23 protein-coding genes are annotated in these 24,770 nt (G+C 67.7%); 14 read left to right on the forward strand and 9 right to left on the reverse strand.

Annotation, left to right across the window (positions count from 1 at the left end; all coding sequences use genetic code 11):
- Nucleotides 1-106 precede the first annotated feature (106 nt).
- The 3 genes from G333_RS0101840 to G333_RS0101850 form a co-directional block, all read right to left on the reverse strand.
- Nucleotides 107-865 (reverse strand): molybdopterin-binding protein, encoded by a 759-nt coding sequence (locus tag G333_RS0101840; protein WP_019627508.1) that lies wholly within the window; start codon nt 863-865, stop codon nt 107-109.
- A gap of 22 nt (nt 866-887) precedes the next feature.
- Entirely contained in the window at nt 888-1,982 is a 1,095-nt protein-coding gene (gene hemH, locus G333_RS0101845) for a ferrochelatase (protein WP_018144579.1), read from the reverse strand.
- Nucleotides 1,983-2,096: 114 nt separating this feature from the next.
- On the reverse strand, nt 2,097-2,678 hold the full coding sequence (locus G333_RS0101850) for an HNH endonuclease (protein ID WP_018168316.1): 582 nt from the start codon (nt 2,676-2,678) through the stop codon (nt 2,097-2,099).
- 334 nt (nt 2,679-3,012) lie between these two features.
- On the opposite strand from G333_RS0101850, the gene G333_RS0101855 reads away from it, so the two are divergent.
- The 8 genes from G333_RS0101855 to G333_RS0101890 all read left to right on the forward strand — a co-directional run bounded on the left by G333_RS0101855 (nt 3,013) and on the right by G333_RS0101890 (nt 16,149).
- Nucleotides 3,013-4,146 (forward strand): NAD(P) transhydrogenase subunit alpha, encoded by a 1,134-nt coding sequence (locus G333_RS0101855; RefSeq protein WP_038037866.1) that lies wholly within the window; start codon nt 3,013-3,015, stop codon nt 4,144-4,146.
- Complete coding sequence (locus tag G333_RS0101860; protein ID WP_017942675.1) at nt 4,143-4,454, forward strand: NAD(P) transhydrogenase subunit alpha; 312 nt, start codon at nt 4,143-4,145, stop codon at nt 4,452-4,454. Before G333_RS0101855 ends, G333_RS0101860 begins: the two co-directional genes overlap by 4 nt.
- The gene (locus tag G333_RS0101865) at nt 4,451-5,839 is read left to right on the forward strand and encodes an NAD(P)(+) transhydrogenase (Re/Si-specific) subunit beta (RefSeq protein ID WP_018938248.1); all 1,389 of its coding nucleotides are present in this window, start codon (nt 4,451-4,453) and stop codon (nt 5,837-5,839) included. The genes G333_RS0101860 and G333_RS0101865 overlap by 4 nt, the downstream gene beginning before the upstream one ends.
- 406 nt (nt 5,840-6,245) lie before the next feature.
- Nucleotides 6,246-8,462, forward strand: a complete 2,217-nt coding sequence (locus G333_RS0101870) for a primosomal protein N' (protein ID WP_019627509.1) — start codon at nt 6,246-6,248, stop codon at nt 8,460-8,462.
- A gap of 100 nt (nt 8,463-8,562) precedes the next feature.
- The gene (gene argS, locus G333_RS0101875; RefSeq protein ID WP_019627510.1) at nt 8,563-10,326 is read left to right on the forward strand and encodes an arginine--tRNA ligase; all 1,764 of its coding nucleotides are present in this window, start codon (nt 8,563-8,565) and stop codon (nt 10,324-10,326) included.
- Between the two features lie 3 nt (nt 10,327-10,329).
- The gene (locus G333_RS0101880) at nt 10,330-10,920 is read left to right on the forward strand and encodes an SPOR domain-containing protein (RefSeq protein ID WP_019627511.1); all 591 of its coding nucleotides are present in this window, start codon (nt 10,330-10,332) and stop codon (nt 10,918-10,920) included.
- A gap of 2 nt (nt 10,921-10,922) precedes the next feature.
- Nucleotides 10,923-14,867: an ATP-dependent RNA helicase HrpA gene (gene hrpA, locus G333_RS0101885; protein WP_019627512.1), complete on the forward strand. Its 3,945-nt coding sequence runs from the start codon at nt 10,923-10,925 to the stop codon at nt 14,865-14,867.
- A complete protein-coding gene (locus G333_RS0101890; RefSeq protein WP_369791816.1) occupies nt 14,857-16,149 on the forward strand; it encodes an FAD-dependent oxidoreductase in 1,293 nt (430 codons plus the stop codon). The genes hrpA and G333_RS0101890 overlap by 11 nt, the downstream gene beginning before the upstream one ends.
- A 169-nt stretch (nt 16,150-16,318) precedes the next feature.
- Here the strand turns inward: G333_RS0101890 and G333_RS0101895 are convergent, their stop codons facing one another.
- The 3 genes from G333_RS0101895 to G333_RS0101905 are packed head-to-tail and all read right to left on the reverse strand — an operon-like array spanning nt 16,319 to nt 18,721.
- Complete coding sequence (locus tag G333_RS0101895; RefSeq protein WP_019627514.1) at nt 16,319-17,653, reverse strand: ATP-binding protein; 1,335 nt, start codon at nt 17,651-17,653, stop codon at nt 16,319-16,321.
- Between the two features lie 25 nt (nt 17,654-17,678).
- Nucleotides 17,679-18,395: a response regulator transcription factor gene (locus G333_RS0101900; protein WP_019627515.1), complete on the reverse strand. Its 717-nt coding sequence runs from the start codon at nt 18,393-18,395 to the stop codon at nt 17,679-17,681.
- Complete coding sequence (locus tag G333_RS0101905) at nt 18,392-18,721, reverse strand: PepSY domain-containing protein (RefSeq protein WP_018938253.1); 330 nt, start codon at nt 18,719-18,721, stop codon at nt 18,392-18,394. The genes G333_RS0101900 and G333_RS0101905 overlap by 4 nt, the downstream gene beginning before the upstream one ends.
- Before the next feature lie 95 nt (nt 18,722-18,816).
- Here G333_RS0101905 and G333_RS0101910 point away from each other — a divergent pair, with 95 nt between their 5' ends.
- Together G333_RS0101910 and G333_RS0101915 are read left to right on the forward strand one after the other, a co-directional pair.
- Nucleotides 18,817-19,128, forward strand: a complete 312-nt coding sequence (locus G333_RS0101910) for a DUF2288 family protein (RefSeq protein ID WP_019593424.1) — start codon at nt 18,817-18,819, stop codon at nt 19,126-19,128.
- Nucleotides 19,129-19,521 carry a DUF3775 domain-containing protein gene (locus G333_RS0101915; protein WP_019627516.1) on the forward strand — a complete coding sequence of 131 codons (393 nt, stop codon included), beginning with the start codon at nt 19,129-19,131 and terminating at the stop codon, nt 19,519-19,521.
- Between the two features lie 16 nt (nt 19,522-19,537).
- Here the strand turns inward: G333_RS0101915 and G333_RS0101920 are convergent, their stop codons facing one another.
- Nucleotides 19,538-19,846 carry a PilZ domain-containing protein gene (locus tag G333_RS0101920; RefSeq protein WP_081624487.1) on the reverse strand — a complete coding sequence of 103 codons (309 nt, stop codon included), beginning with the start codon at nt 19,844-19,846 and terminating at the stop codon, nt 19,538-19,540.
- Between the two features lie 224 nt (nt 19,847-20,070).
- On the opposite strand from G333_RS0101920, the gene G333_RS0101925 reads away from it, so the two are divergent.
- Both G333_RS0101925 and G333_RS0101930 read left to right on the forward strand, forming a co-directional pair.
- Complete coding sequence (locus G333_RS0101925) at nt 20,071-20,382, forward strand: hypothetical protein (RefSeq protein WP_019627518.1); 312 nt, start codon at nt 20,071-20,073, stop codon at nt 20,380-20,382.
- Nucleotides 20,383-20,399: 17 nt separating this feature from the next.
- Entirely contained in the window at nt 20,400-21,695 is a 1,296-nt protein-coding gene (locus G333_RS0101930; protein ID WP_019627519.1) for an FCSD flavin-binding domain-containing protein, read from the forward strand.
- A 323-nt stretch (nt 21,696-22,018) separates the two neighbouring features.
- Here G333_RS0101930 and G333_RS0101935 read toward each other — a convergent pair whose 3' ends face one another.
- Nucleotides 22,019-22,219, reverse strand: a complete 201-nt coding sequence (locus G333_RS0101935) for a YdcH family protein (protein ID WP_018168326.1) — start codon at nt 22,217-22,219, stop codon at nt 22,019-22,021.
- Nucleotides 22,220-22,360: 141 nt separating this feature from the next.
- Between G333_RS0101935 and G333_RS0101940 the strand changes: the two genes are divergently transcribed.
- Nucleotides 22,361-23,131, forward strand: coding sequence for a S9 family peptidase (locus tag G333_RS0101940; protein WP_019568107.1), 771 nt, complete (start codon nt 22,361-22,363; stop codon nt 23,129-23,131).
- Nucleotides 23,132-23,251: 120 nt separating this feature from the next.
- Here G333_RS0101940 and G333_RS0101945 read toward each other — a convergent pair whose 3' ends face one another.
- Nucleotides 23,252-23,992 carry a ferredoxin--NADP reductase gene (locus G333_RS0101945; RefSeq protein ID WP_018952240.1) on the reverse strand — a complete coding sequence of 247 codons (741 nt, stop codon included), beginning with the start codon at nt 23,990-23,992 and terminating at the stop codon, nt 23,252-23,254.
- A 115-nt stretch (nt 23,993-24,107) separates the two neighbouring features.
- On the opposite strand from G333_RS0101945, the gene G333_RS0101950 reads away from it, so the two are divergent.
- Entirely contained in the window at nt 24,108-24,689 is a 582-nt protein-coding gene (locus G333_RS0101950) for a thioredoxin family protein (protein ID WP_018952239.1), read from the forward strand.
- Nucleotides 24,690-24,770 lie beyond the last annotated feature (81 nt).

Consider the following 24,770-nt stretch of genomic DNA (forward strand, 5'->3'; position numbering starts at 1 on the left):
TGTCAGGCAGACGCCCAGATCAGCGTCTTCCCCACAGGATATATACCGGGAACGCCGGGGTGCGCAAGGGCTTTATAGCACCGTTGCCCTGCCAGGAGGCTGCAGACTAGTACGCCAGAAAACCGCCGGCGATCAGGTGCTGGCGCAAGGCGGCCTGGGCCTCGGTGACGCGGGCGCGGGCGCCACGCAGGCCCAGCTCGACCTGCGGCGCCTGGCGGTCCATGCGCGGGAGACAGGAGATACGCAGGTCGGGGAACGCGGCCTCCATGGCCTCGAGCACCGGGACCAGGCGGCTCTCGGTGACATTCTCCAGGCGCAGGACCTCTTCCACGGCACCCGCTGCCGCATCGCGGTCGGGGAAGCGCTGCTCCAGGACCCAGCGGGCCATGGGCTCGGCCATGGCCGGGAAACCGGGTACGCAGTGATGCTGCGCACAGCTAAAGCCGGGGATGCCGTTGACCGGGTTCGGGATCAGGCTGGCCCCCTCGGGGAGCTCGGCCATGCGTACGCGGTGGGGCCAGGCGTCGGCACCGAAGCGCTCCTCGAGGATGGCCATGAACTCGGGATGAGGCGCCAGCGGCTGGGCCAGTGCCTCGGCCAGGCAGGCGCGGGTGCGATCATCCGGGGTCGCGCCGATGCCGCCGAAGCTGAACACCTCGGCGCCGCTCACCAGCGTCTCGCGGAAGGTTTGCGTCAGCAGGCGGGCGTTATCACCGACGATACGGATCCACGCGAGTTCCAGCCCCCTTTCCGCCAGCGCCGCAGTCAGGTGCGCCTGATGCCGATCGCGGCGCTTCCCGCTCAGGAGCTCGTCGCCGATGATCACGGCGCCGATCTCGATCGTGTGCGATCCCCGGACGTCCATCGTGGGTCGATCCATCGCCGATCTACTGCTTGGCACCCATGGCCAGCGCGCGCTCGCGCGCAGCCGCACGCGCCTCGGGGGCGTTGTCCGGATCGTCGAGCCACGGCGCCAGGTGCTGCTGCAGCAGCCCGGCCAGGAAGTCGAGATGATCGGCGCGGTCGTTCAGCGCCGGGATGTAGTGGAAGCGCTCGCCGCCGGCCTCGGTGAAGATCTCGCGGTTTTCGTCGCCGATCTCCTCGATGGTCTCCAGGCAATCCGCCGAGAAACCGGGGCAGATCACGTCCACCGAGCGCACGCCCTGCCCCGGCAAGGCCTCCAGGGTCTTGTCGGTGTAGGGCTGCAGCCATTCCTCGCGACCGAAGCGCGACTGGAAGGTGACCTGCCACTGGTCGTCGTTCAGCCCCAGCGCCTGCGCCAGCTTGTGCCCGGTGGCGTGGCACAGGCAGTGGTAGGGGTCGCCCTGCAGCAGGTAGCGTTTGGGGATGCCGTGGAAGGACATCATCAGGCGATCGGCCTGACCATGCGCCTGCCAGTGCTCGCGCACACTGTTGGCCAGGGCCTCGATGTAGCCGGGCTGGGCGTCATAGGCGGCGATGAACTGCAGATCGGGCACCCAGCGCCAGCCCTTGAGCACGTCGGCCACGGCATCGAAGGTGGAGCCATTGGTGCTGGCCGAGTACTGCGGGTACAGCGGCAATACGACCACACGACGCACGCCCTGGCGGCGCAATTCGTCCAGGCCGGATTCAATGGACGGGTTGCCGTAGCGCATGCCCAGGGCGACCGGGACATCCTCGCCGACCTGCGCGGCCAGGCGCTCGCGCACACCGGCGGCCTGGCGTTTCGAGATCGCCAGCAGCGGCGAGCCCTCGTCGGTCCACACGGTTGCGTACTTCGCCGCCGAGCGCTTGGGCCGAATGTTCAGGATCACGCCGTTCAGAATCAGCCACCAGATGGGTCGCGGGACCTCGACCACGCGCGGGTCCCAGAGGAACTCCTTCAGGTAGCGCCGCAAGGCGGGCGCGGTGGGTTCGTCCGGCGTCCCCAGGTTGGTCAGCAAAACGCCGACGCCGCGCGCCTGGCCATGGCGATAATCCGCTTCTCCGAAATACTTCATGGGGCTCCTTGCAGGCATGGGGGACGGTGACTCCCTGTCGGAGTCACGGAGCGTCGCTTTGGTTCACACGCCAAGGATACCCGCGGGCACGAGTGGGCGCGCGCCCGGGACGGATCAGACGCTACGACCCCGCAACGGGCTGGTACGCGGGAAGTGCGCCTGCAGGAACTCCATCTGGTCGGCCAGCACGCGCTTGCCCTTGAGGAAGATGTATTCCGCGTGGGTGGGCGTGAACGGGATGGCGAGCAACTGCATCCCGGCCTCTTCCGGCGTGAACCCTGCCTTGTGGTTGTTGCAGCGCTTGCAGGCGGTGACCACGTTGGTCCAGGTGTCTTCACCGTCCTGGCTGATCGGGGTCACGTGGTCGCGGGACAAATCGCGTTCGGGGAACGCGTGACCGCAGTAGAGGCAAAGGTGGGCATCGCGGCGGAACAGGGTGGTGTTATTGAGCGGGGGGATGTAGTCGTTGAAGCGGGACTTGCGGGTGCCGTGAGTGGCGATGATCGAGTTGACCTCGACCCGTGACTGCAACCCGGTGCGCGCGTTGATGCCGCCGCGCATGCGATATAGCGGGCTGCCACAGGTGTAGGCCACCTGCTCGGTGTAATAGAGCCGCACGGCCTGCTCCAGGCCGATCCACTCCAGCGGCATGCCCGCGGCATCCGTGCGCAGGACCTGATGCTCATTCGGCAACATGACCCCGTCCCGTCTCAAGGAAACACGGATTTGCTCACGCGGCGTAAGGGTGAACAAATCCATGCCGCCTTCGATACCCGAAAAACAATAAACAGCCTTCAGGAACAAAGCAATTACAACGCCATGACCCGCGGTATCGTAAGCTCGCCCAACCTGACGGGCCCGGCAACGAGGGTGGACACGGTTTAAGCACGAGGCCGGATCCGCTACACTCGCGGGTCGTTTTTTGTGCGGCACGCCCGAATCACGCGTGCCGCATCCGATTTCACCACCCGCGAGCGCGGCTGATCGTCCCATAGGGAATACGGGAACGCTTGGCCCGGGGAGAGAGCGCATGGCAATCAAATTATCCGTTCCCAGGGAATCCGCCAGTGGCGAGCGCCGCGTGGCCCTGGATCCGTCGGTAGCGGCCAAGTTCAGCGATATGGGCATCACGGTGCAGCTGGAAAAGGGTGCCGGTTCCGAGGCCCATTTCCCGGATGCGGCCTACGAGAAGGCCTCCGTGGTCGACACCGAGACCGCCTACGGCCAGTCGGATCTGATGGTCCGCGTGGCACCGCCGACAGTCGAGGAGATCAACCAGCTGCCGGAAGGCTCGACCGTGGTCAGCCTGTTCCACGCTCACCGCAACCCGGATGTGGTCAAGGCGATGCAGGAGCGCAAGATCCTGAGCTTCGCGATGGAGCTGATCCCGCGCATCTCGCGCGCCCAGAGCATGGACGTGCTGTCCTCACAGGCAGCCGTGGTCGGCTACAAGGGCGCGATCATGGGCTCCGACCTGTCCTGCCGCTTCTTCCCGATGCTGACCACCGCGGCCGGCACCATCCGCCCGGCCAAGGTCATCGTGATCGGCGCCGGCGTGGCCGGACTGCAGGCGATTGCCACGGCCAAGCGCCTGGGCGCGATGGTCGAGGCCTATGACGTGCGCTCCGCCACCAAGGAGCAGGTCGAGTCGCTGGGCGCGAAGTTCCTGGATCTCGGCGTCTCCGCCGAGGGCGAGGGCGGCTACGCCCGCGAACTGACCGCGGAAGAGAAAAAGCAGCAGCAGGATGCCCTGGGCGAGTACATCGCCAAGGCCGACGTGCTGATCACCACCGCCGCGATCCCGGGACGCGATGCACCCAAGCTGATCCCCAAGATCATGGTCGAGGGCATGAAGCCGGGTGCGGTCATCATCGACCTGGCGGCCGAAGGTGGCGGCAACTGCGAGCTGAGCAAGCCCGGCGAGACCCACGACCACAAGGGCGTGATCATCCATGCCCCGTTGAACGTGCCCTCGCAGGTCCCGCTGCATGCCTCCGAGATGTATGCCAAGAACCTGCTGAATTTCCTCACGCCGATGATCGCCGAAGGCGGCGAATTCCAGCCCGACTGGGATGACGAGGTCATCGCCAAGAGCGTGCTGACCCGCGATGGCGAGATCGTGCACGAGGCCACCCGCGAGGCCCTGAAGGGAGCTCAATCATGATCATCGAAGGCTTTATCGCGCTGTACATCTTCATGCTCGCGGCCTTCACCGGCTACGAGATCATCTCCAAGGTCCCGGTCATCCTGCATACCCCGCTGATGTCCGGTTCCAACTTCGTCCACGGCATCGTGCTGGTCGGGACCATGGTCGCGCTCGGCCACGCCACGACCCCGCTGGAACAGGCCATCGGCTTTGTCGCCGTGATCCTGGCCGCGGGCAACGCCGTGGGTGGCTATGTCGTCACCGAACGCATGCTGGAGATGTTCAAGACCAGCAAGAAGGACGACAAGAAGGGAGATAACGCATGAGTCTGATTATCAACCTCGCCTACTTTGCGGCGGCGGTCCTGTTCATCGTCGGCCTCAAGCAGATGTCTTCGCCGACCACCGCGCGGCCGGGCATCATGTGGGCCGGCGTGGGGATGGTGCTCGCCACGCTCGTGACCTTCGTGCATCCGGAAGTCTCCGGGGGCGTGAACTACACCCTGATCGTCCTGGGTATCGTCATCGGTGGCGGTCTCGCCTGGTGGAGCGGCAAGAAGGTCGCCATGACCGACATGCCGCAGATGATCGCGCTGTACAACGGCATGGGCGGCGGCGCCGCGGCCGGCATCGGTGCGATCTACCTGCTGCAGGCCACCCCGGAAAGCGTCACCAATACCGGCCTGGCAATCGCCACCACCGGCTCGCTGATCGGTGCGGTGGCCTTCTCCGGTTCGCTGGTGGCCTACGCCAAGCTGCAGGGCCTGATGAAGAAGACCTTCCACTTCCCGGGCCAGCAGGTGGTGAACATCGCCATCTTTGCTATCACCGTGATCCTCGGCTTCATGCTGGCGACCGGCGGCGGCGAGATCGGCTCGGCCACACTGCTGCTGTTCTTCGTCCTGTCGCTCGCCTTCGGCATCCTGATGACCCTGCCGATCGGCGGCGCCGACATGCCGGTGGTCATCTCGCTGTACAACGCCCTCACCGGCCTGGCAGTCGGCCTCAAGGGCATCGTGCTCGACAACCCGGCCCTGATGATCGCCGGTATCGTCGTCGGCGCGGCCGGTACGCTGCTCACGCAGCTGATGGCCAAGGCGATGAACCGCCCGATCAAGAACATCCTGTTCAGCCAGTTCGGGGGCAGCAGCGGGGGTGCCGAGGAAGCGATCGAGGGCACCATGAAGGAGATCCAGGCCAACGACGCCGGGATCATGATGGCCTTTGCCGAGAAGGTGATCATCGTGCCGGGCTACGGCATGGCCGTGGCACAGGCACAGCACAAGATCTGGGAATTCACCCAGCTGCTGCAGAAGCGCGGCGTGGACGTGAAGTTCGCGATCCACCCGGTCGCGGGCCGCATGCCCGGGCACATGAACGTGCTGCTGGCCGAGGCCGGCGTGCCCTACGACATCATCTTCGACCTCGACGAGATCAACGAGGAGTTCAAGACCGCGGATGTCGCCATGGTCATCGGCGCGAACGACGTCGTGAACCCGGTGGCCCGGACCAATCCGGACTCGCCGATCTACGGCATGCCGATCCTCAACGCGGACCAGGCGCACAACGTCATCTGCGTGAAGCGCGGCAAGGGCTCCGGTTTCTCGGGCATCGAGAACCACCTGTTCTATGCCGACAACAACCAGATGTTGTACGGCGACGGCCAGAAGGTGGCCGCCGAACTGGTGGCATCGGTCAAGGCCCTCGGCTAGTCGGCCCACCCCACTCGCGGGGCCCGGACACCGGGCCCCGCAACCGAAACCCGGCCACCGTTTTGCGGTGCCGGGTTTTTTTTGTTGCTCACCCAACGGGCCAGGATTGAAACCCGAAATCTGTACGTTTCCTGTACAAACTACCCACAAGGGCCGGGGTCAAACCCCGGTTAGCACACACAGCGCGCACTCGGTTTCACATAGCGATCATAACTCGCTGTTTTCCATATATTAAATGGATATGGTCGATTTTTGCCCAATCCAAGTTGCCCTTAGCAGTAACAAGCATTTAGGGATGTTCATACCGATTCACCCACAGAGTTATCCACAGCTTTTGTGGATAACCCCCTCCCGAAGTGCGGCGGCCACTCCCCCTCCCCGGGGTCCGACACAGTAGACTGTGCGCATGCCTGCCGCGCCCCGAATCGCCTGCATCGCGCTGGATCGCCCTCTGGACCGGCTGTTCGACTACAGCATCCCCGAGGACCTGACGCTTGCACCCGGCCAGCGGGTGCGCGTGCCCTTCGGGCGCGGGTCGACCATCGGGGTCGTGGTCGAGCTGGCATCCACCAGCGAGGTTGCACCCGGCCGCCTGCGTGCGATCCAGGAAGCACCCGAGGCAGAACCGATCCTGGGGCCCCGCCTGCTGGAGCTGCTGCAGTTCGGAGCCCGGTACTACCACCACCCCCTGGGCGAAGCCCTGCTGGGGGCACTTCCCCCGGCCCTGCGCCATGGCGACCCGCTCCCCGCCCTGACCCCGGAGACCCTGTGGCGGATGACACCCGCGGGCAGCCAGGCGCTGGCCGACGGTGACGCCCGCGGGCGACGCCAGCAGGCCGTCCTCCGCACGCTGGCCCACCCGAATACCACACCGCATGCCTCACCGGCCCTGGATCGCGCCACCCTGGCCGCCGCCACCGGGCTGCAACTCGCCCCGCGCGAACTGCGCGCGTTTGCGGAACGCGGCTGGCTGGAGGCGACCACGCCCGACCCGAAACAGCCACCGCCCCCGAACACCAGCGACCACACCCTGACCGCCGAACAACGCGCCGCCGTCGACGCCCTGACCCCGGATACTGGCGTACCCCTCCTGCTGGAGGGTGTCACCGGCAGCGGCAAGACCGAGGTCTACCTGCAAATGGCCGAACGCGTGCTGGCACGCGGGCGCCAGGTCCTGTTCCTGATCCCCGAGATCGCCCTGACGCCACAGCTGAGCGCGCGCATCCAGCAGCGCTTCCCCGGGCAGGTTGCCCTCCTCCACTCCGGGCTGTCCGAGGGCGAGCGCCTGCGCGCCTGGGAGTCGGCCCGTCAGGGGCAGCGACGCATCGTCGTCGGCACCCGTTCGGCGCTGTTCACGCCCCTGCCCGATCTCGGCCTGATCATCGTTGACGAGGAGCACGACAGCGCCTTCAAGCAGCAGGACGGCTTTCGCTACAACGCCCGCGACCTGGCCATCAAGCGCGGCCAGCTGGAACAGGTCGCGGTGGTCCTGGGCTCGGCCACGCCGACCCTGGAGACCCTGCATGCGGCGACCACTGGCCGCTACGCCCATGCCCGACTGGCGACGCGCCCGGACGGCTCTCAACCGCCCGCCGTCGAGGCCATCGACACGCGTGTGCACACCCCGGACGAGGGCCTCACCGCCCCGCTTTTGGATGCCATGCAACAGACCCTCGCCGCCGGCCACCAGTGCTTCCTGCTACTGAACCGGCGCGGCTTCGCCCGCGTGCTGGCCTGCGACGCCTGCGGCTGGGTCGCCGAATGCCCGGACTGCGATGCGCGCCTGACCATCCACGCGCACAACCCGCGTGCCGTCTGCCACCTCTGCGGTCACCAGGAACCGCGCCCCCAGCGCTGCCCGCAATGCGGCGAGGCCCTGGCCCAGCGCGGTCTCGGCACCCAGCGCCTGGAACAGGCCCTGGCCCGCCACTACCCGACCACTCCGCTGATCCGCCTGGACCGCGACAGCATCCGCCACAAGGGGGCGCTCGAGGAGGCGCTGGACCGTATCCGCCAGCTGGATGCCGCCATCGTCGTCGGGACCCAGATGCTGGCCAAGGGCCACGACTTCCCGCAGGTCGGACTGGTCGGCGTGATTGACGTCGACCAGGGCCTGTTCAGCGTCGACCTGCGCGCGACCGAAAACACCCTGCAGCTGATCGTGCAGGCCGCCGGGCGCGCCGGACGTGGTTCCGGCGGCGGCCGCGTCCTGCTGCAGACAGGGCATCCGGACCACCCCCTGATCCGCGGCCTGAACGCCGCGGACTACCCGGCGATGGTCGCGCCCCTGCTGGAGGAGCGCGCTGCCGCCGAGATGCCACCCCACGGCCACCTGGCCCTGGTCCGTGTCGAGGCGGGCGATGCCGAGACCACCCGCCGCCACGCCGAGCGCGTCGCCACCCACCTGCGCAACGCCGCCGCCGAAGGCCTGCGCGTACTCGGCCCGGCCCCCGCACCGCGCCACCGCGTCAATCGCCGCTTCCGCGAACAGATCCTGCTGCAGTCCACCCAGCGCGGCCCACTCCATCGGGCCCTGACCCGCGCCCGCCACGCCTGGCAGACCGACGACCTCCCGCGCGGCACCCGCATCGCGATCGACATCGACCCGGTCTCGCTGGCGTAAACCGCCGCCCGGTTCCCTTCGAGCGCCCCGTACCGGGGCGGCACGACCAGCGCTTCCGGGTTAGAATGCGGCCCTTTTTACCCGACGGATCGAGCTTCCCTTGAAAGACACCCTGACCGAGGCCCTGGCGGCCGCACTGGAGACCCTGGTGGCCGAAGGCCGCGTACCCGCCGACCACGGTGTCGAGGTGCAGGTCACGCGTGCGCGCGACCGCGAACACGGCGACTTCGCCGCCAACATCGCGATGCAGCTCGCGCGCCCGGCGAAATCCAAGCCACGCGATCTGGCCGAGGCCCTCAGCGCAGCCATGCCCGAGGTGCCCGGCCTCGCCGCCACCGAGATCGCCGGCCCCGGTTTCATCAACTTCCGCCTGGCCGCGGATGCCCGCACGCTGGTGCTGGGCCGTGTCGCCACCCAGGGCAGCGACTTCGGCCGCTCCAGCGTGGGCGGCGGACGCCCGGTGCAGGTGGAGTTCGTCTCCGCCAATCCCACCGGGCCGCTGCACGTCGGCCATGGCCGCGGCGCGGCCTTCGGCGCCACTGTCGCCGACTTGCTGGATTTCTGCGGCTTCGATGTCACCCGCGAGTACTACGTGAACGACGCCGGGCGGCAGATGAACATCCTCGCTGCCAGTGTGTGGCTACGCTACCTGGAGCAGCACGGTGTCCAGGTGCCGTTCCCGGCCAATGGCTACAAGGGCGACTACATCCACCCGGTCGCCGAGACCCTGACCGCGCAGATCGGCGAACAGGGCGTATACCCAGCCGAGGCCGTCACCCGCGACCTTCCGGCGGACGAACCGGACGGCGGCGACAAGGAAACCTTCATCGACGCGGTGATCGCCCGCGCCCGCGAGCTCCTGGGCGAGACGCTCTACCGCAAGGTGTTCGACTGCGGCCTGAACGCGATCCTCGATGACATCCGCGACGACCTGCGCGAGTTTGGCGTCGAGTACCAGTGCTGGTTCTCCGAGCGCAGCCTGGCCGACTCCGGCGCGATCGACGCCGCGGTGGAGGACCTGCAGGGGCGCGGCGCGCTGTACGAGCAGGACGGGGCCCTGTGGTTCCGCTCCACCGACTACGGCGACGACAAGGACCGCGTGGTGCGCCGCGAGAACGGCGACTACACCTACTTCGCCTCCGACATCGCCTACCACCGCGAGAAGTTCCAGCGCGGCTTCGAGCGCGTGATCAACATCTGGGGCGCTGACCACCACGGCTACGTCCCGCGCGTGCGCGCCGCGCTGCAGGCCCTGGGCCTGGACCCCGGCCGCCTCGACGTGCTGCTGGTGCAGTTCGCGATCCTCTATCGCGGTGGCGAGCGCCTGCCCATGTCCACCCGCGCCGGACAGTTCGTGACCCTGCGCGAACTGCGCGACGAGGTCGGCTCGGATGCCGCGCGCTTCTTCTACGTGCAGCGCCGCTGCGACCAGCACCTGGACTTCGACCTCGACCTCGCCAAGTCGCAGTCCAACGACAACCCGATGTACTACATCCAGTACGCCCACGCGCGCATTGCCAGCGTGCTGCGCACCGCCGCCGAGCGCGGACATGCCCCGGCCGCCGCCGACGCCGCAGGCCTCAGCACGCGCCTGACCGAACCGCAGGAGGATGACCTGCTGGATCGCCTGGACCGTTTCCCGGAAGTGATCGCGGCGGCCGCCGAGGCCTGCGAACCGCACCAGATCGCCCAGTACCTGCGCGAGCTGGCCGCCGGCTTCCACGCCTACTACAACGCCGTGCCCTTCCTGAACGCGGACGACCCCGACGTGATCGGCGCGCGCCTCGCGCTGCTGACCGGCGCCAGGCAGGTGCTGCACAACGGCCTGCGCCTGCTGGGCGTGACCGCCCCGGAACGGATGTAGACCATGGCCCAGGCGCGCAAGACCCGTCGCAAGTCCGCCCCACGGAAGGCCTCGCGGCCGATCCCCGGCTGGGTATGGATGTTGCTCGGCCTGCTGATCGGCCTGGGGCTTGCCGCCGTGCTGTACCTGCAGGGTGCCGACCGCTCGCCGGATCTGGGCGCGCTGTTTGGTGACCCGGATCCCGCGACCGAGACGGCCGCCCCGACCCCGGCACCGGTGGAGCGGGACACCGTTCCCTCGGACGACGAGCCCCGCTTCCGCTACTACGAGCTGCTGCCCGAGGACGAGATCCGGGTGCCGGAGTCCGAGCGCGACGCGCCCGCCCCGGCTGTGCCACCGGCCGTATCGCCCAGTGAAGGCGATCCGGTCGTCCTGCAGACCGGCTCGTTCCGCCGCTTTGCCCAGGCCGACGAGATGAAGGCACGACTGACCCTGCTCGGTCTGGACCCGAAAGTGCACGAGGTCGAGATCCAGGGCGAGACCTGGTACCGCGTCTACCTCGGCCCGTTCAGTGACGAGGACCGCGTGCGCCAGGCGCTGGAGCGCCTGCGCACGGAGAATATCGAGGCCCTGCGTCTGCGCTACCAGGGCTGAGCGTGAAACCGGCCCCCGCACCGGATCTCGACGCCCTCGCGGCCCGCATCGAGGCGTTGCCTGCCGGCGGCGAACGCAAGGACCTCGCGGACCTGCTGCGCCGGGCCCGCCAGCGCCAGCGGCGCGGGCAGCCGTGCGACCGCATGGCCCGCACCCTCGCCGAACGCCTGGCCACCACCGAGGGGGCCGGCCCCCAGGCAGGCAGCGACGAGCGCGCCCGCCTGCGCCCGCAACCCGTCTACGCCGGCGACCTGCCGATCCACGCCGAGCGCGAACGCATCGTCGCCGCCATCCGCGAGCACCCGGTACTCGTGCTGTGCGGCGAGACCGGCTCCGGCAAGACCACCCAGCTGCCCAAGCTGTGCCTGGAGGCCGGGCGCGGCGAGGCCGGGCTGATCGGTCACACCCAGCCGCGCCGGATCGCCGCGCGCTCGGTGGCCAGCCGCATCGCCGAGGAACTGGGCACCACCCTGGGCGGCAACCGGGACTCCACGGTCGGCTTCAAGGTGCGTTTCTCCGACCAGACCGGGGCAAACAACTGGATCAAGCTGATGACCGACGGCATCCTGCTGGCGGAAATGGCGCATGACCCGGAGCTACGCGCCTACGACACGCTGATCGTCGACGAGGCGCACGAACGCAGCCTGAACATCGACTTCCTGATGGGCGTGCTCAAGCGTCTGTCGAAGAAGCGCCCCGAGCTGCGCATCATCATCACCTCGGCCACCCTCGACCCCGAACGGCTGTCGGCGTTCTTCGACGACGCCCCGATCCTGACGGTGGCCGGACGCACCTATCCGGTAGAGCTCCGCTACCGCCCGATCGAGCCGGAGGATGCTGGAGACGAGAGCGACGAGCAGGGGCGTGGTGAACGCGACCTGTTCGACGGCATCCGCGACGCGGTGGCCGAGTGCGAGCGCGCCGGGCCCGGCGACGTACTGGTATTCCTGCCCGGCGAACGCGAGATCCGCGACGCCCACCAGGCCCTGCGCGGCCAGGTCCGCGCCGACACCGAGATCCTGGCGCTCTACGCACGCCTGTCCGCGCGCGAGCAGTCGCGGGTATTCCAGTCACACAGCGGCCGCCGCATCGTGCTCGCAACCAACGTCGCCGAGACCGCGCTGACCGTGCCCGGCATCCGCTTCGTGATCGACTCGGGGCTCGCGCGCATCTCGCGCTACTCCTGGCGCTCGCGGGTACAGCGCCTGAGCCTGGAGGCCATCTCGCAGGCCGCCTGCGACCAGCGCGCCGGGCGCTGCGGGCGGCTGGGCCCCGGCATCTGCATCCGGCTGTTCGCGGAAGACGACTTCAACCTGCGCCCGCCCTTCACCGACCCGGAGATCCAGCGCTCCAACCTCGCCTCGGTGATCCTGCAGATGGCCGCGCTCAAGCTCGGCCAGCCGCGCCAGTTCCCGTTCCTCGACCCGCCCGACCCGCGCCTGGTCAAGGATGGCTACCACCTGCTCGACGAATTGGGCGCAGTAGACGACCGTGGCCGGATCACCCGGCGCGGGCGGCAGCTCGCGCGCATGCCCATCGACCCGCGCCACGCGGCGATGCTGCTGGCCGGCACCGAGCACGACTGTGTCACCGAGACCGCCACCATCGCCGCGTCCCTGTCGCTGCAGGACCCGCGCGAGCGCCCGGCCGAGGCCACCCAGGCGGCGGACCAGGCCCACCGCGAGTTCCAGGTCGAGGGCTCCGACTTCATGGGCATGCTGCGGCTCTGGGACGCCTGGCACACCGCCCGCGAGGACCTCGGGTCCAGTGCCCTGAAGCGCTGGTGCCGCGAACACTTCCTGAATTTCCTGCGCATGCGCGAATGGCAGGAGCTGCGCGTACAACTCCTGCGCCTGGCGCGCGAGATGGACCTGCACCCGAACCAGCAACCGGCGGACGCCGAGGCGGTGCACCGGGCGCTGCTGACCGGGCTGGTCAGTCAGGTCGGGCAGAAGACCGAGCGCGGCGACTACCTGGGCGCGCGCAACCGCCGCTTCCAGATCCACCCCGGCTCGGTGCTGGCGAAGAAGAAGCCGGCCTGGGTGATGAGCGCGGAGATCGCCGAGACCACGCGTGTCTACGCCCGCGACAACGCACGCATCGAGCCCGACTGGATCCTGACCGCCGCCCCGCATCTGCTTAAGCACCACATCTTCGAGCCGCACTTCCAGGGCCGCAGCGGGCGCGTCGGGGCCTTCGACCGCATCACCCTGTACGGCCTGGTCGTGGCACCGAAAAAGCCAGTGGACTTCGCCAAGCACGACCCGGCCGAGGCACGGCGCATCCTGATCCGCGAGGGCCTGGTCGGTGGCGAGCTGCGCTCGCGCTCCAACGGCGTGCGCGCCAACCGCGAGGCGGTGGCCGAAATCGCCGAACAGGAGGCGCGCGGGCGCCGCCGCGATCTGCTGGTGGAAGAGGAGCGCCTGTTCGACTTCTACGACGCCCGTCTGCCGGCCGCGATCACCGACGGCACGACCTTCGAGACCTGGGCGCGCAAGACCGAAAAACACGATCCGGAGGCGCTGAAGATCGACCGCGCCGAGCTCCTGAACGAGCCAGAGGCCACGCTCCCGGAAGGCGCCTATCCCGACCATCTGGAGCTCGAGGGCCTGCGCCTGCCACTGGCCTACCGCTTCGAACCCGGCCAGCCGGACGACGGCGTGACCGTCACCATCCCCATCGCCGCGCTGAACGCGGTGCCCGACTGGCTGGGCGACTGGCTGGTGCCGGGGCTGCTGGAGGATCGCGTGACCGCCCTGCTGCGGAGCCTGCCGAAGGCCCTGCGCCGCCAGTTCGTGCCCGCCCCGGACTTCGCCCAGGCCGCCCTGGCCCGCATCGAACACCGCCAGGGCCCATTGATTCCCGCACTGGCCGCAGCCCTGCGCGCCATGACCGGCACCGACATCCCGCTGGATGCCTGGCGCCCGGAGACCCTGGAGCCGCACCTGGTGATGCGCTTTCGCATCCTCGACCCGGAAGGGAAGGAAGAGACCAGCGGCCGCGACCTGCCCGCGCTCAAGGCACGGCTGGGCGGGAGCGCCGAGGCCCACTTCGACGCCAGCCGTCCGGACGAGATCACCCGCGAGGGCATCACGGAGTGGGATTTCGGTGCGCTGCCGGAGAGTGTCGAATTCGACCACCAGGGGGCACAGCTGCGGGCCTTCCCGATCCTGGTCGATCGCGGCGATTCCGTCTCGCTGGAGCTGGAACCCGACCCGGCCAAGGCCGAACGCGCCCACCGCGCGGGCCTGCGCCGGCTGTTCCTGCTCGGCGCCCGCAAGACCGCGCGCGATCTGCGCCGCCAGCTCCCGGAGATCGAACGCGCCTGCCTGAACTACTCGACGCTGGGCAGCTGCGAGGCCCTGCGCGACCAGATCCTGGAGGCCGCTGCGGACCGCGTGTTCCTGGCCGAGCCCTGGCCACGCGCCGCCGAGGCGTTCGCCCAACGACTCAACGAGTCGCTGCCGGCGTTCTCGCCCACCGTAATGGAGCTCTCGCGCCTGACCGCCGAGATCCTGCGCCGCTGGCACGACCTGCGCACCCGGCTGCAGGGCGACCTGCCGCTGTCCTGGATCGAGGCCGCGCGCGACATCCGCGGGCAGCTGGACGCGCTGGTCCCGGCGGATTTCCTGCTGCGCATCCCGCATGATGTCCTGCCCGAACTGCCGCGCTACCTCGAGGCGATCGACAAGCGCCTGGAGCGTCTGACCCAGGCCCCGGACAAGGACCGCGCCCGCCGCGTCGCCGTGGAGCCGCTGTGGCAGCAGGCGCAGGAACTGATCGCCCGCGCCCCGGACCACCCGGACGTCCTGGCCTTTCGCTACCGCATCGAGGAATTCCGCGTCTCGCAGTTCGCCCAGGAACTGGGCACCCGCGAGAAGGTTTCGCCCAAACGCCTGGAACGCGAATACGCGACACTGATCCAACGACTGGCCAGTGGCACATGAGCCACGACAACGGAAGGACCAACGGATGCGCGTAGCGGTCATCGGCGCCGGGGTGATCGGTGTCACCACAGCCTGGTACCTGCAGGAGGCTGGAGCCGAGGTCGTGCTGCTGGACGCCGCTGCGGCGCCGGCCAGCGGATCCAGTTTCGCCAATGGCGGCATGCTGCATGCCAGCCATGCCGAACCCTGGAACGCCCCGGGCGTGGGTCTCGACCTGCTGCGCTATCTCGGGCGCCGCGATTCGCCACTGCTGGTGCGCCCGCACGCCATACCGGGACTGATCGGCTGGGGCCTGCGCTTTCTCGGCAACAGCCGCCGCGCGCGCTTCGAGGAACACACCCGGCTCAATGCGCGCCTGGCGGCCTTCTCCCTGAAGGAGATCGACCGCCTGCAGCGCGAGCTGGCACCCGAGGGGCTGGACTTCGACTTCCGCCGCAGCGGCATCCTCAAGCTATTCCAGGACCCGGCCAGCCAGGCCCGCAATCGCACTGCCAGCGAGGACATGACGGACGCCGGCGTGCGCTTCGAGGACTGGACCGTGGAACGCATCATCGCCGAAGAGCCGGCGCTGGCCCCCGTGCGCGATCAATTGTGCGGCGGGCTCTACTTTCCCGACGATGCCATCGGCGATGCCGCCCGCTTTACCGCGGCCCTGCTGGCCATCGCCCGCCGCCGCGGACTGACCTATTGCCCGGGCGTGGCGGTGCGCCGCCTGCGCACCTTCCGCGGCCGCCTCGATGCGCTGGAGACCTCGGAAGGCCCGATCGCCGCGGATGCCTGTGTCGTTGCCAACGGCTACCACGCGCCCGATCTGCTGCGCCCACTCGGGATCCGGCTGCCCGTGGCACCGGTCAAGGGCTACTCGCTGACCCTGCCGATGAACGCCGGAACCCGGATTCACCTGCCGCTGATCGACGACGCCAACAAGGTCGTGATGACCCCGCTGGGCGATCGCCTGCGCCTGGCCGGCACCGCGGAGTTCGCGGGTCGCGACGGCAGCCTGAACCCGCAGCGGGCCGCCAGCGTACTGGATCATTGCCGGCGCACCCTGGCCAGCCTGCCCGAGCAAATGGATGCCGAGACCATGGCCCCGTGGACCGGCCTGCGCCCGATGAGCGCACGCGGCACCCCGATCCTCGGAGCGACCGCGGTACCCGGCCTTTATCTCAACACCGGCTCCGGCCACCTCGGTTGGACCTTCGCCTGCGGCGCCGCCGCGCTGGTGCGCGACAGCGTGCTGGGCGAACCCCCGGCGTTGCCGATGGAGGGCCTCACACTCTGATTTCGCACGGTTTGGGGAGCGACACGCCCTGGTTGATGCGTTTCGCGGTGCTCAACGCATCCTACGGGGGCGATGTCCAGCCGCGCGGTGTCGTTGCGGAGCTTTGTAGGATGCGTTGAGCACCGCGAAACGCATCATGGAGTAGCCCCCGACCCCGCCCGCACTGGCTTCAGGACGCGGAAAAAACCATGCGGATGCGTGCGCCGTGGAGCTCCGGGGCCTGCTCGATGAACAGCTTTCCACCATGGTCGATGACCAGGGTGTGGATGATGCTGAGCCCCAGCCCCTGCCCCTCGGCGCGACCATCATCCTGGTCGCCGCGGGTATCCGCGCGCTGGCCGCGTTCCAGCACCCGGGCGCGGTCGGCCGGCGGGATGCCAGGCCCATCATCGTCGATGATTAGCATCACCTCGCCGGGCTGGCAGCGAGTGGTAATGCGCACCCGCGTGGTCGCATGGCGGATGGCATTGTCCAGGGTATTGCCGAGGAGCTCGAAGATCGCCCCGCTGTCCATGCGCAGGACGCAGCCCGCAGCCAGATCGGTCTCCAGCGCCACCCCTTCCTGGGCCGCAAGCCGTCCCAATGCCTGTCCGGTACGCTCGATGATCGGCCCCAGCGGCTCGGCAGCCTGGAACGGGGCCGGCCCAAGCCGCTGGGCCTGGTTGAGCTGATGCTGGACGATGCCCTGCAGCCGGTCGACCTGGCGCTGCATGTCGTCATTATCCGGTCGCGCGCTCTCGAGGTTCAGGCGCAGGGCGGAGATCGGGGTCTTCAGGCTGTGAGCCAGATCCGCGAGGGCATTTTGCTGGCGCGCCAGGCGGGCGCGTTCGAACTCGACCAGGTCGTTGATGCTGCCGGTCAGGGCGCGAACCTCGGTGGGATAATCGCCCGCCAGATGCGCATGGTCGCCGTGGCGCAGGGCATCGAGGTCACGCCGGACCTGGCGCAGCGGGCGCAAGCCCCAGAACCACAACGCCAGCGAGAGGACCAGGATCATGGAGAGGGTCATGGTCATCAGCCCCTGCCAGAGGCTGGTGCGGTACTGCTCGACCTGTTCGCTGAAGGCCTCACGGTCCTCCAGCATCTGGAAGGTCAGGCCGACCTGACCGCCGTCCAGCTCCCACTGCACCGGCAGGCTGAAGCTGAAGTAGTCGTCTTCCGTCCAGCCGCGCAGGGAGACGCCGACCGCCGACGGCGAGCGCCACAGGGTCTGCCCCTCCTCGCCCAGGATGCGCGCGTAGAGCCCGCTGACTGGCAACTGCAAACGGCTCTCGGGAAGCATCTCGGGGACGCGCACATCGGCCGGGCCGACCACCTCGGCCAGCCCCATCAGCAGCAGGACTTGCGCCTCGAGGCGGGTTTCTACCGCATCCGCCGCATTGTCGCGGAAGGCGGCCTCCAGCACCCAGGCGGTCAGCAACGAGAAGATCAGCACGGTGATCGCCGTGACCCCCGCCAGGCGCAGGACCAGACTCCCACGCAGCTTGCGCAGGGCCGCTGTCATGCGGACCCGGCAGCCTCGCGGCAGGTCATCGGGTGCTTTCCGACTCGTTTTCGGGCGCAGCGTCAGGTTCGCGGGCGAAGCGGTAGCCGCGTCCGCGCAGGGTCTCGATCAAACCCAGGCTGCCGTCGGCATCCAGCTTGCGCCGCAGGCGCCCGATCAGGACCTCGATCACGTTGCTTTCGCGGTCCTCGTCGTGATCGTAGAGGTAGTCCGCCAGCGCATCCTTGCTGAGCACCCGGCCCGGCTGGCGGACCAATGTCATCAGCAGGCGGTATTCGAATGTGGTCAGGGTGACCGGCTCGCCATTCAGCCAGACCTCGTCACCTGCGGTGTCGATCACCAGCGGCCCGAACGCCAGCCGCTCCTGGCCCGACTGCAGGCTGCGGCGTGCCAGGGCGCGCAGCCGCGCCAGCAATTCCTCGATGTGGAACGGCTTGGCCAGGTAGTCGTCAGCCCCGGCCTCCAGGCCCTCGACCTTGTCCTGCCAGCGGTCGCGCGCGGTCAGGATCAGGATCGGCAGGCGCGGCTTGGACTCGCGCGCCTTGCGGATCACGTCCAGCCCATCCATGCCCGGCAGGCCCAGATCCACCACCGCGATGTCGCAGTGGTACTCGGTCAGCAGGTAAAGCCCGGTCTCGCCGTCCGAGGCGGTATCCACGCGGCAGCCACTGCGGTCCAGCTCCTCGCCAATCTGGTTGCGCAGCGCCACGTCGTCTTCAATCAGTACCACGCGCAGGTTCATTCCGGGAGCTCCACTTCGGTGCCTTCCTCGATCCGGAGGGTACGCACTTGTTGATCGTTGGTCAGGATACGGATGATGAACAGACGCGCCCCGAACTGGCTCACATCCTCGCGCGCGTGGAGCACCCGGCCGGGGTAGTGCGCCTCGATCTGGGCAACGGCCTCGTCGAGATCCCAGACGGCGGCCTCGGGGTCATCCGTGTTGAACTGGCCTTGCGCCGGAAGCGCCACGAAGAGCAGCGTCGCCAGCACCAGTGCGTGGCCCGCGCGGGGCCGCGTCAGGTCCCGCCCGCGGTGTCCGGGCTGGAGATCCGGCGTGGGTCGCATATCGGTGCATTCTCCGGACGCGTGCGTGGGCAGATGTTGAAGATACAAGGGTATCGGCCTAGCCTGAACGATATCTGAAACCGACTGGAACCGTCATGCACGAGGCCTCTGCCGAACAACCCGAAGTCCCACTGGAAGAACAGGCCGGCCCGCTGCCGTGGAAAGACCTGATGCCGCATTTCGCGCGCGGCGTGGTGATCCGCGTGGCGCCGGAGCTGGATCTGATCGAGGTCGCTCGCGCCATCCGCGACGATGCGACCCACCAGGTCAGCGAATGGCTGGCCAACGACCAGGTCGCGCGGGCCTCGGATGACGATGCCCGCCGCTGGGCCGCGAACGACCCGATCTTCACCGCGATCGTGGCCGCCCCCTGGGTCCTGGCCCAGGAACGGACGCCGGCCCACTAGATGGCCATCTCCCTCGGCATCACCGGCGAGACGATGGAGCGGTTAATCCAGGCCGCGCGGGAATTCCATGCCAAAGAGGATGTGGTCTTCCCGGATACCGGAAACGAGGGTAGCGACAACGACTGGGCGATGCAGATCCTGGCTGATCACGCCAGCGACCTGACCCTGCAGGAACTGGAGGGCACGCTGCGCGACCTGGGTCCGGACCAACAGGCGGAGCTGCAGGCCCTCAGCACCCTGGGGCGCGGGGATTACACGGCAGCAGACTGGGAGATCGCCCTGCAGGACGCGCAGGATGACTGGAGCCCGGACACCGTGAACTGGCTGCTGACCAATCCGCTGATCGCCGACGAATGGGCCGCAGGGCTGGAACAGATCGAGCGCGAGGCGTAACGCCCGTTCCCGGTGGCTATTCCAGCTCTTCGGGGTCAAAGCGCACCGCAATACCCCCGTCCATCACCCGCACCACCTGGGCCTTGACCCGCGGCGCCTCGCCGCCGTCCCCCAGCATGCCGAATACCTGCAGCATCAGTTCGTCGTCCGAGGCGAGCTTCATCAGGTGCCCCACGCAGGCATTTTCCGGGTCTTCCCACTCGAGGAAGGCCCCCCCGCCGGAGATATCGTTCGTGGTCAGGGTGACCGCATCCCCGCTCTCGCACTCGGCCACGACCTCGACCGTCATCGGGATCCTTGGATGACGACGTCGTTCTCCTGTCATGGCACTCCTCCTGGCGGCATATGCCTTTGCAATGCATCGAAAAGGCGTTTTTTCTGTGCTATACGAGGTTCATGATCGTTGGTTTTCGCGATCAGGCGCAACTACCGGGCTCGAACCCGGTGGCGTAATCACAACCCGGATCTTCACACCGGGCCAAAGGATGAAGGCAGTACGTCATAGCTGTCGCTCGCAAAAAGCCACTTCTTACGGAGGAGTCCGTTTCAATGAAGAAATCGCACTTGTACCTGGTGGGGCTTGTCGCCTCGCTGGCGATGGCGGGCACTGCTACCCAGGCCCTCGCCGACGACGAAATCACCCGGGGCCAGCTCATGGCCGCCTCCTGCAAGGCCTGCCACAACGCGGCCGCTGAAGATGATGGTGTGCTGAAACTGAACCGCATTCCTGCTGACGTCATCGTGAGCCAGATGAAGGCATTCCGCGACGGTGACCGCGACGCGACGATCATGGATCGTCACGCCAAGGGCTACACCGACGAGGAAATCGAATCGATGGCCGGCTACTTCAGCCGCTTCTGATCAGGGGGAAACGAATCATGCATGACTTTAATCGACGTAATTTCCTGAAGGTCGCGGGCATCAGCAGCGCCGCGGCCCTCACCGGTATCGGCTGTGCCGCCAATGGCATGCGCGGGGCCGAAAAGGCCCACATTGTGGTCGTCGGCGGCGGCTCCGGCGGCGCGACCACCGCGAAATACATCAAGCAGTTCTCGCCCGACATGCGCGTAACGCTGATCGAGCCCAACGCCACCTACTACACCTGCTACGGCAGTAACTGGGTGATCGGCGGCTTCGCTGGCATGGACGACATCGCCCAGGGCTACGACACCCTGCGCGATGAATACGGCATCGAGATCATCGAGGACCGCGTCACCGCGGTGGACGCCGATGCGCGCAGCGTGCGCCTGAGCGGAGGCGACCGCGTGAGCTACGACAAGCTCGTGATATCACCGGGCATCGACTTCCGCTACGACGACATGCCGGGCATCTCCGAGTCCGATGCCGAGCGCATCCCGCATGCCTGGAAGGCCGGTTCGCAGACCGAACTGCTGCGCTCCCAGCTGCAGGACATGCCGAACGGCGGCGTATTCGTCATGGTCGCCCCGCCCAACCCGTTCCGCTGCCCGCCGGGGCCGTACGAACGGGTATCGCTGGTCGCGAACTACTTCAAGCAGGAGAAGCCACGTTCCAAGATCATCATCCTCGACCCGAAGGATGGCTTCTCCAAGCAGGGCCTGTTCGAGGAAGGCTGGGCCGAGCATTATGGCGACATGATCGAGTGGCGGGCCGGCTCATCGGGCGGACGCGCCGAGGAGATCGACGTCTCCAACATGACCGTACTGGCCGACAGCGGCTTCGAACGCGTCCGCGCCGACGTGCTGAACTTCATCCCGGCCCAGCACGCCGGTCAGATCGCCCATGACGTCGGACTGACCGACGACGCCGGTTGGGTGCCGGTAGACCAGCTGACCTTCAAGTCGGAGATGGACGACAACATCTACGTCCTGGGGGATGCCAGCGTGGCGGGCGCCATGCCGAAGTCCGGCCACTCGGCCAACAACCAGGGCAAGATCGTGGCGGCCGCCATCGTCCGCGAACTGGCGGGGCAGGAGCCCATCAACCCCTCGTCCGCCAACACCTGCTACAGCCTGGTGACCCCCGATTACGCGGTCAGCGTAGCCGCGGTCTACCAGTACCAGGACGGTGCGATGGCCGGGGTATCCGGTGCCGGTGGGGTCAGCCCGTCGGGTGCCAGCACCAGCTTCCGTCGCCGCGAGGCGGAATACACCCGCGCCTGGTACAACGGCATCACCCACGACATCTGGGGCTAAACCCCGGAGTTCCACTATGGAACACACTCAAACGGCGCCTCCGGGCGCCGTTTTTTGTTGGCCACCACGAACACGAAGAAGGGCGATTTGCACCACAGAGGTCAGCAATGAAACCGGAGATGACATACAGGAAGGGTAGGATGCGGATGAGCGCAGCGAATCGCATCGGCTCTGCGGAACGGCCGGCCCCTGATGCGTTTCGCATGGCTCAACGCATCCTACCCGCTGCCCTTCTCCGTGACCTCTGTGCCCTCTGTGGTTCAACCGATCTTGACCCTGCCCTTCTTCGTGCCTTCATCCGCTTCGTGATGAATGCACCCGGGTCAGGCGTTGAGGTCGGGGATCAGGCGGCTGCGCAGGCGCTGGATAGAGTCCTTCAACTGCAGCTTGCGCTTCTTCAGGCGCTGAATGGCGAAGATGTCCGGTGCGGCCTGCTCGTGCATCACGCCGATCGCGGAATCCAGAGCCCGGTGCTCGGCCTCCAGCTCGGCCAGGCGTGCGCGAATCTGACTCTCGGTTTCCAAGCCGTCCCCCAGTGGTCCCGTGAAGTGGTGGCCGCATACCGGGAGACACCCCGCGTGGCCATTCGGATCATCAAACCCGTATGATCGCAGACCGTCCCCGGTGGGACCATAGCGAATACCATTCATCCGGAGCCCCCCCCGATGGCGACCCACAACACGCCGCTGACCATTCAGACCCCGCGCGGCGTCCGCCTCGGCGGCGTGATCGTCGCGCCCGAGGCGGATGCCATCCGCGGCCAGGCCTGCATTGCCCACTGTTTCGCCTGCTCCAAGGACTTCCCCGCCACGGTGCGCCTGGCGCGCGCCCTGGCCGCGGAAGGCATCGCCACCCTGCGCTTCGACTTCATGGGGCTGGGCGACTCCGAAGGGGAGTTTCGCGACAGCACGCTTGCAACCTACTGCGAGGATCTGCACTCCGCCATCGAGGCGCTGGAGACCTACACGGGGCGGCATACCAACCTGCTGATCGGCCATAGCTTCGGCGGCGCCATGGCGATCTATGTGGGGGCGCAGCGCGAGTCACTGGACGGCATCGTGACCATCGCCGCCCCCAGCCGCCCCGGCCATGTCGCCCACCTGTTCGGCGATACCGCGGAGGAGATTCGGCGCGAGGGTTCGGCCCGCATCAGCATCGGCGGGCGCCCGGTGGAAATCGGCCACGCCTTTATCGAGTCGATCGAGGAGCCGACCCTGGATGCCGCACTGGAGACCCTGGAGCAGCCACTCCTGCTGCTGCATGCACCGGGCGACACCGTGGTCAGCGTCGACCACGCCCGCAAGATTTTCCAGCAGGCCCACCACCCGAAGAGCTTCGTCGCCCTGCACCAGACCGACCACCTGCTCTCGCGCCCGGAACACACCCGCTATGTCGCCGGCCTGATCCGCGCCTGGTCGGCGAACCTGCTGGACTAGCGCCAGGGCCCGCCCCGGGGGCTTGATACTCGCAGGAGCGTGCTTGCACGCGAAGCCCCTGCCCACTTCCGACTTTGGCAGGGGCTTCGCGTGCAAGCACGCTCCTGCATATCCGGGGACCTACCAGTAGTTCTCGGTCGTGATCTGCCCCGGCTTGCGTCGGCGGTTCTTCTCCAGGCCGCGCTCGCGCAGGATCGCGGCGGTATCCTTCACCATGTCCGGGTTGCCGCACAGCATGACCTGGGAGTGCTCCGGCGTGATCTTCAGGCCCGCGTGATGCTCCAGGCGGCCCTCGGCAATCGCGGCCGGTACCCGGCCCTCGAGCCCACCCGGACACGGTTCCCGGCTGACAAACGGGATGTACTTGAACCGTTTCGAATCACGTTCCTGGAACTGCCGGATCGTGTCCTGATAGGTCAGTTCTTCGGCCTTGCGCGCCGCGTGGATCAGGCGGATGTTCTCGAAGCGTTCCCAGGGGGTATCGGTCTTCAGCATGGACAGGAACGGCCCCAGCGCAGTGCCCGTGGAGAGCAGCCACAGGTCGCGGCTGTCCGGTAGCTCATCCAGGGTGAAAAAGCCGGTCGCGCGCGGCATCAGCTCCACCGTGTCGCCCGGCTCCAACTGCACCAGACGATTGGACAGCGGTCCATCCGGAACGGTGATCAGATAGAAGTCCAGCGGCGTTTCGCCCGGCGCATTCACATAGGAATACGGCCGCGCCACCGGCTCGCCGTCGATCTCCAGACGCAGGCGGTTGAACTGCCCGGCCTTGAACAGCTCAACCTCGGCATCCACCCGCAGCGAGAACAGTCGATCCGTCCACTGCTTGCGCTCCTGTACGACACCGGTCACCCAGCCCATATTCCTTACTCCATTGCTCGGGTATTATCTCGAAGAGTGCTGGCGGGGCCGGAAGGTTTCAAGCACCCCCGGCCAACGCCGTATAATTGTCGCAAATCCGAACACTGGAGCAGTCATGGCCCGCACCCCCTCGCAGATGATCGAACTCGGCACCGAGGCACCCCGCTTTTCCCTTCCGGACGTCGTCTCCGGCGAGACCATCAGCCTCGACAGCTTCCCCGACGCGAAAGGCTACATGATCGCCTTTATCTGCAATCACTGCCCGTTCGTGCAGCTCATCCGTCACGAATTCGCCCGCTACGGCCGCGAGTATTCGAACAAGGGCATCGCGGTCATCGCGATCAACTCCAACGACATCCAGGCCGTGCCGGACGACGCCCCGGACAAGATGAAAGACGACGCCCGCCGCTTCGGCTACAACTTCCCCTACTGCCTGGACGAGGACCAGTCCGTCGCCAAGGCCTATCACGCCGCCTGCACGCCGGACTTCTACCTGTTCGACGCCGAACGCAAGCTCTACTATCGCGGCCAGTTCGACGAGACCCGCCCGGGATCCGACGTCCCGGTGACCGGACGTGACCTGCGCGCCGCCAGCGACGCACTCCTGGCCGGCAAGCCGGCACCCGAGCCCCAGCACCCGAGCCTCGGCTGCAACATCAAGTGGCGCCCGGGAAACGAGCCCGACTACTTCGGCTGAACCGGGCACTCCTGTTCAAACAAGGCTTTGTGGGAATCGCCCTGTGGGAGCGAGTCTGCCCGCGAATGCCCCTGCCCGCGC

Source organism: Thioalkalivibrio sp. AKL10, assembly GCF_000381845.1.
Taxonomy (GTDB): Bacteria; Pseudomonadota; Gammaproteobacteria; order Ectothiorhodospirales; family Ectothiorhodospiraceae; genus Thioalkalivibrio; species Thioalkalivibrio versutus.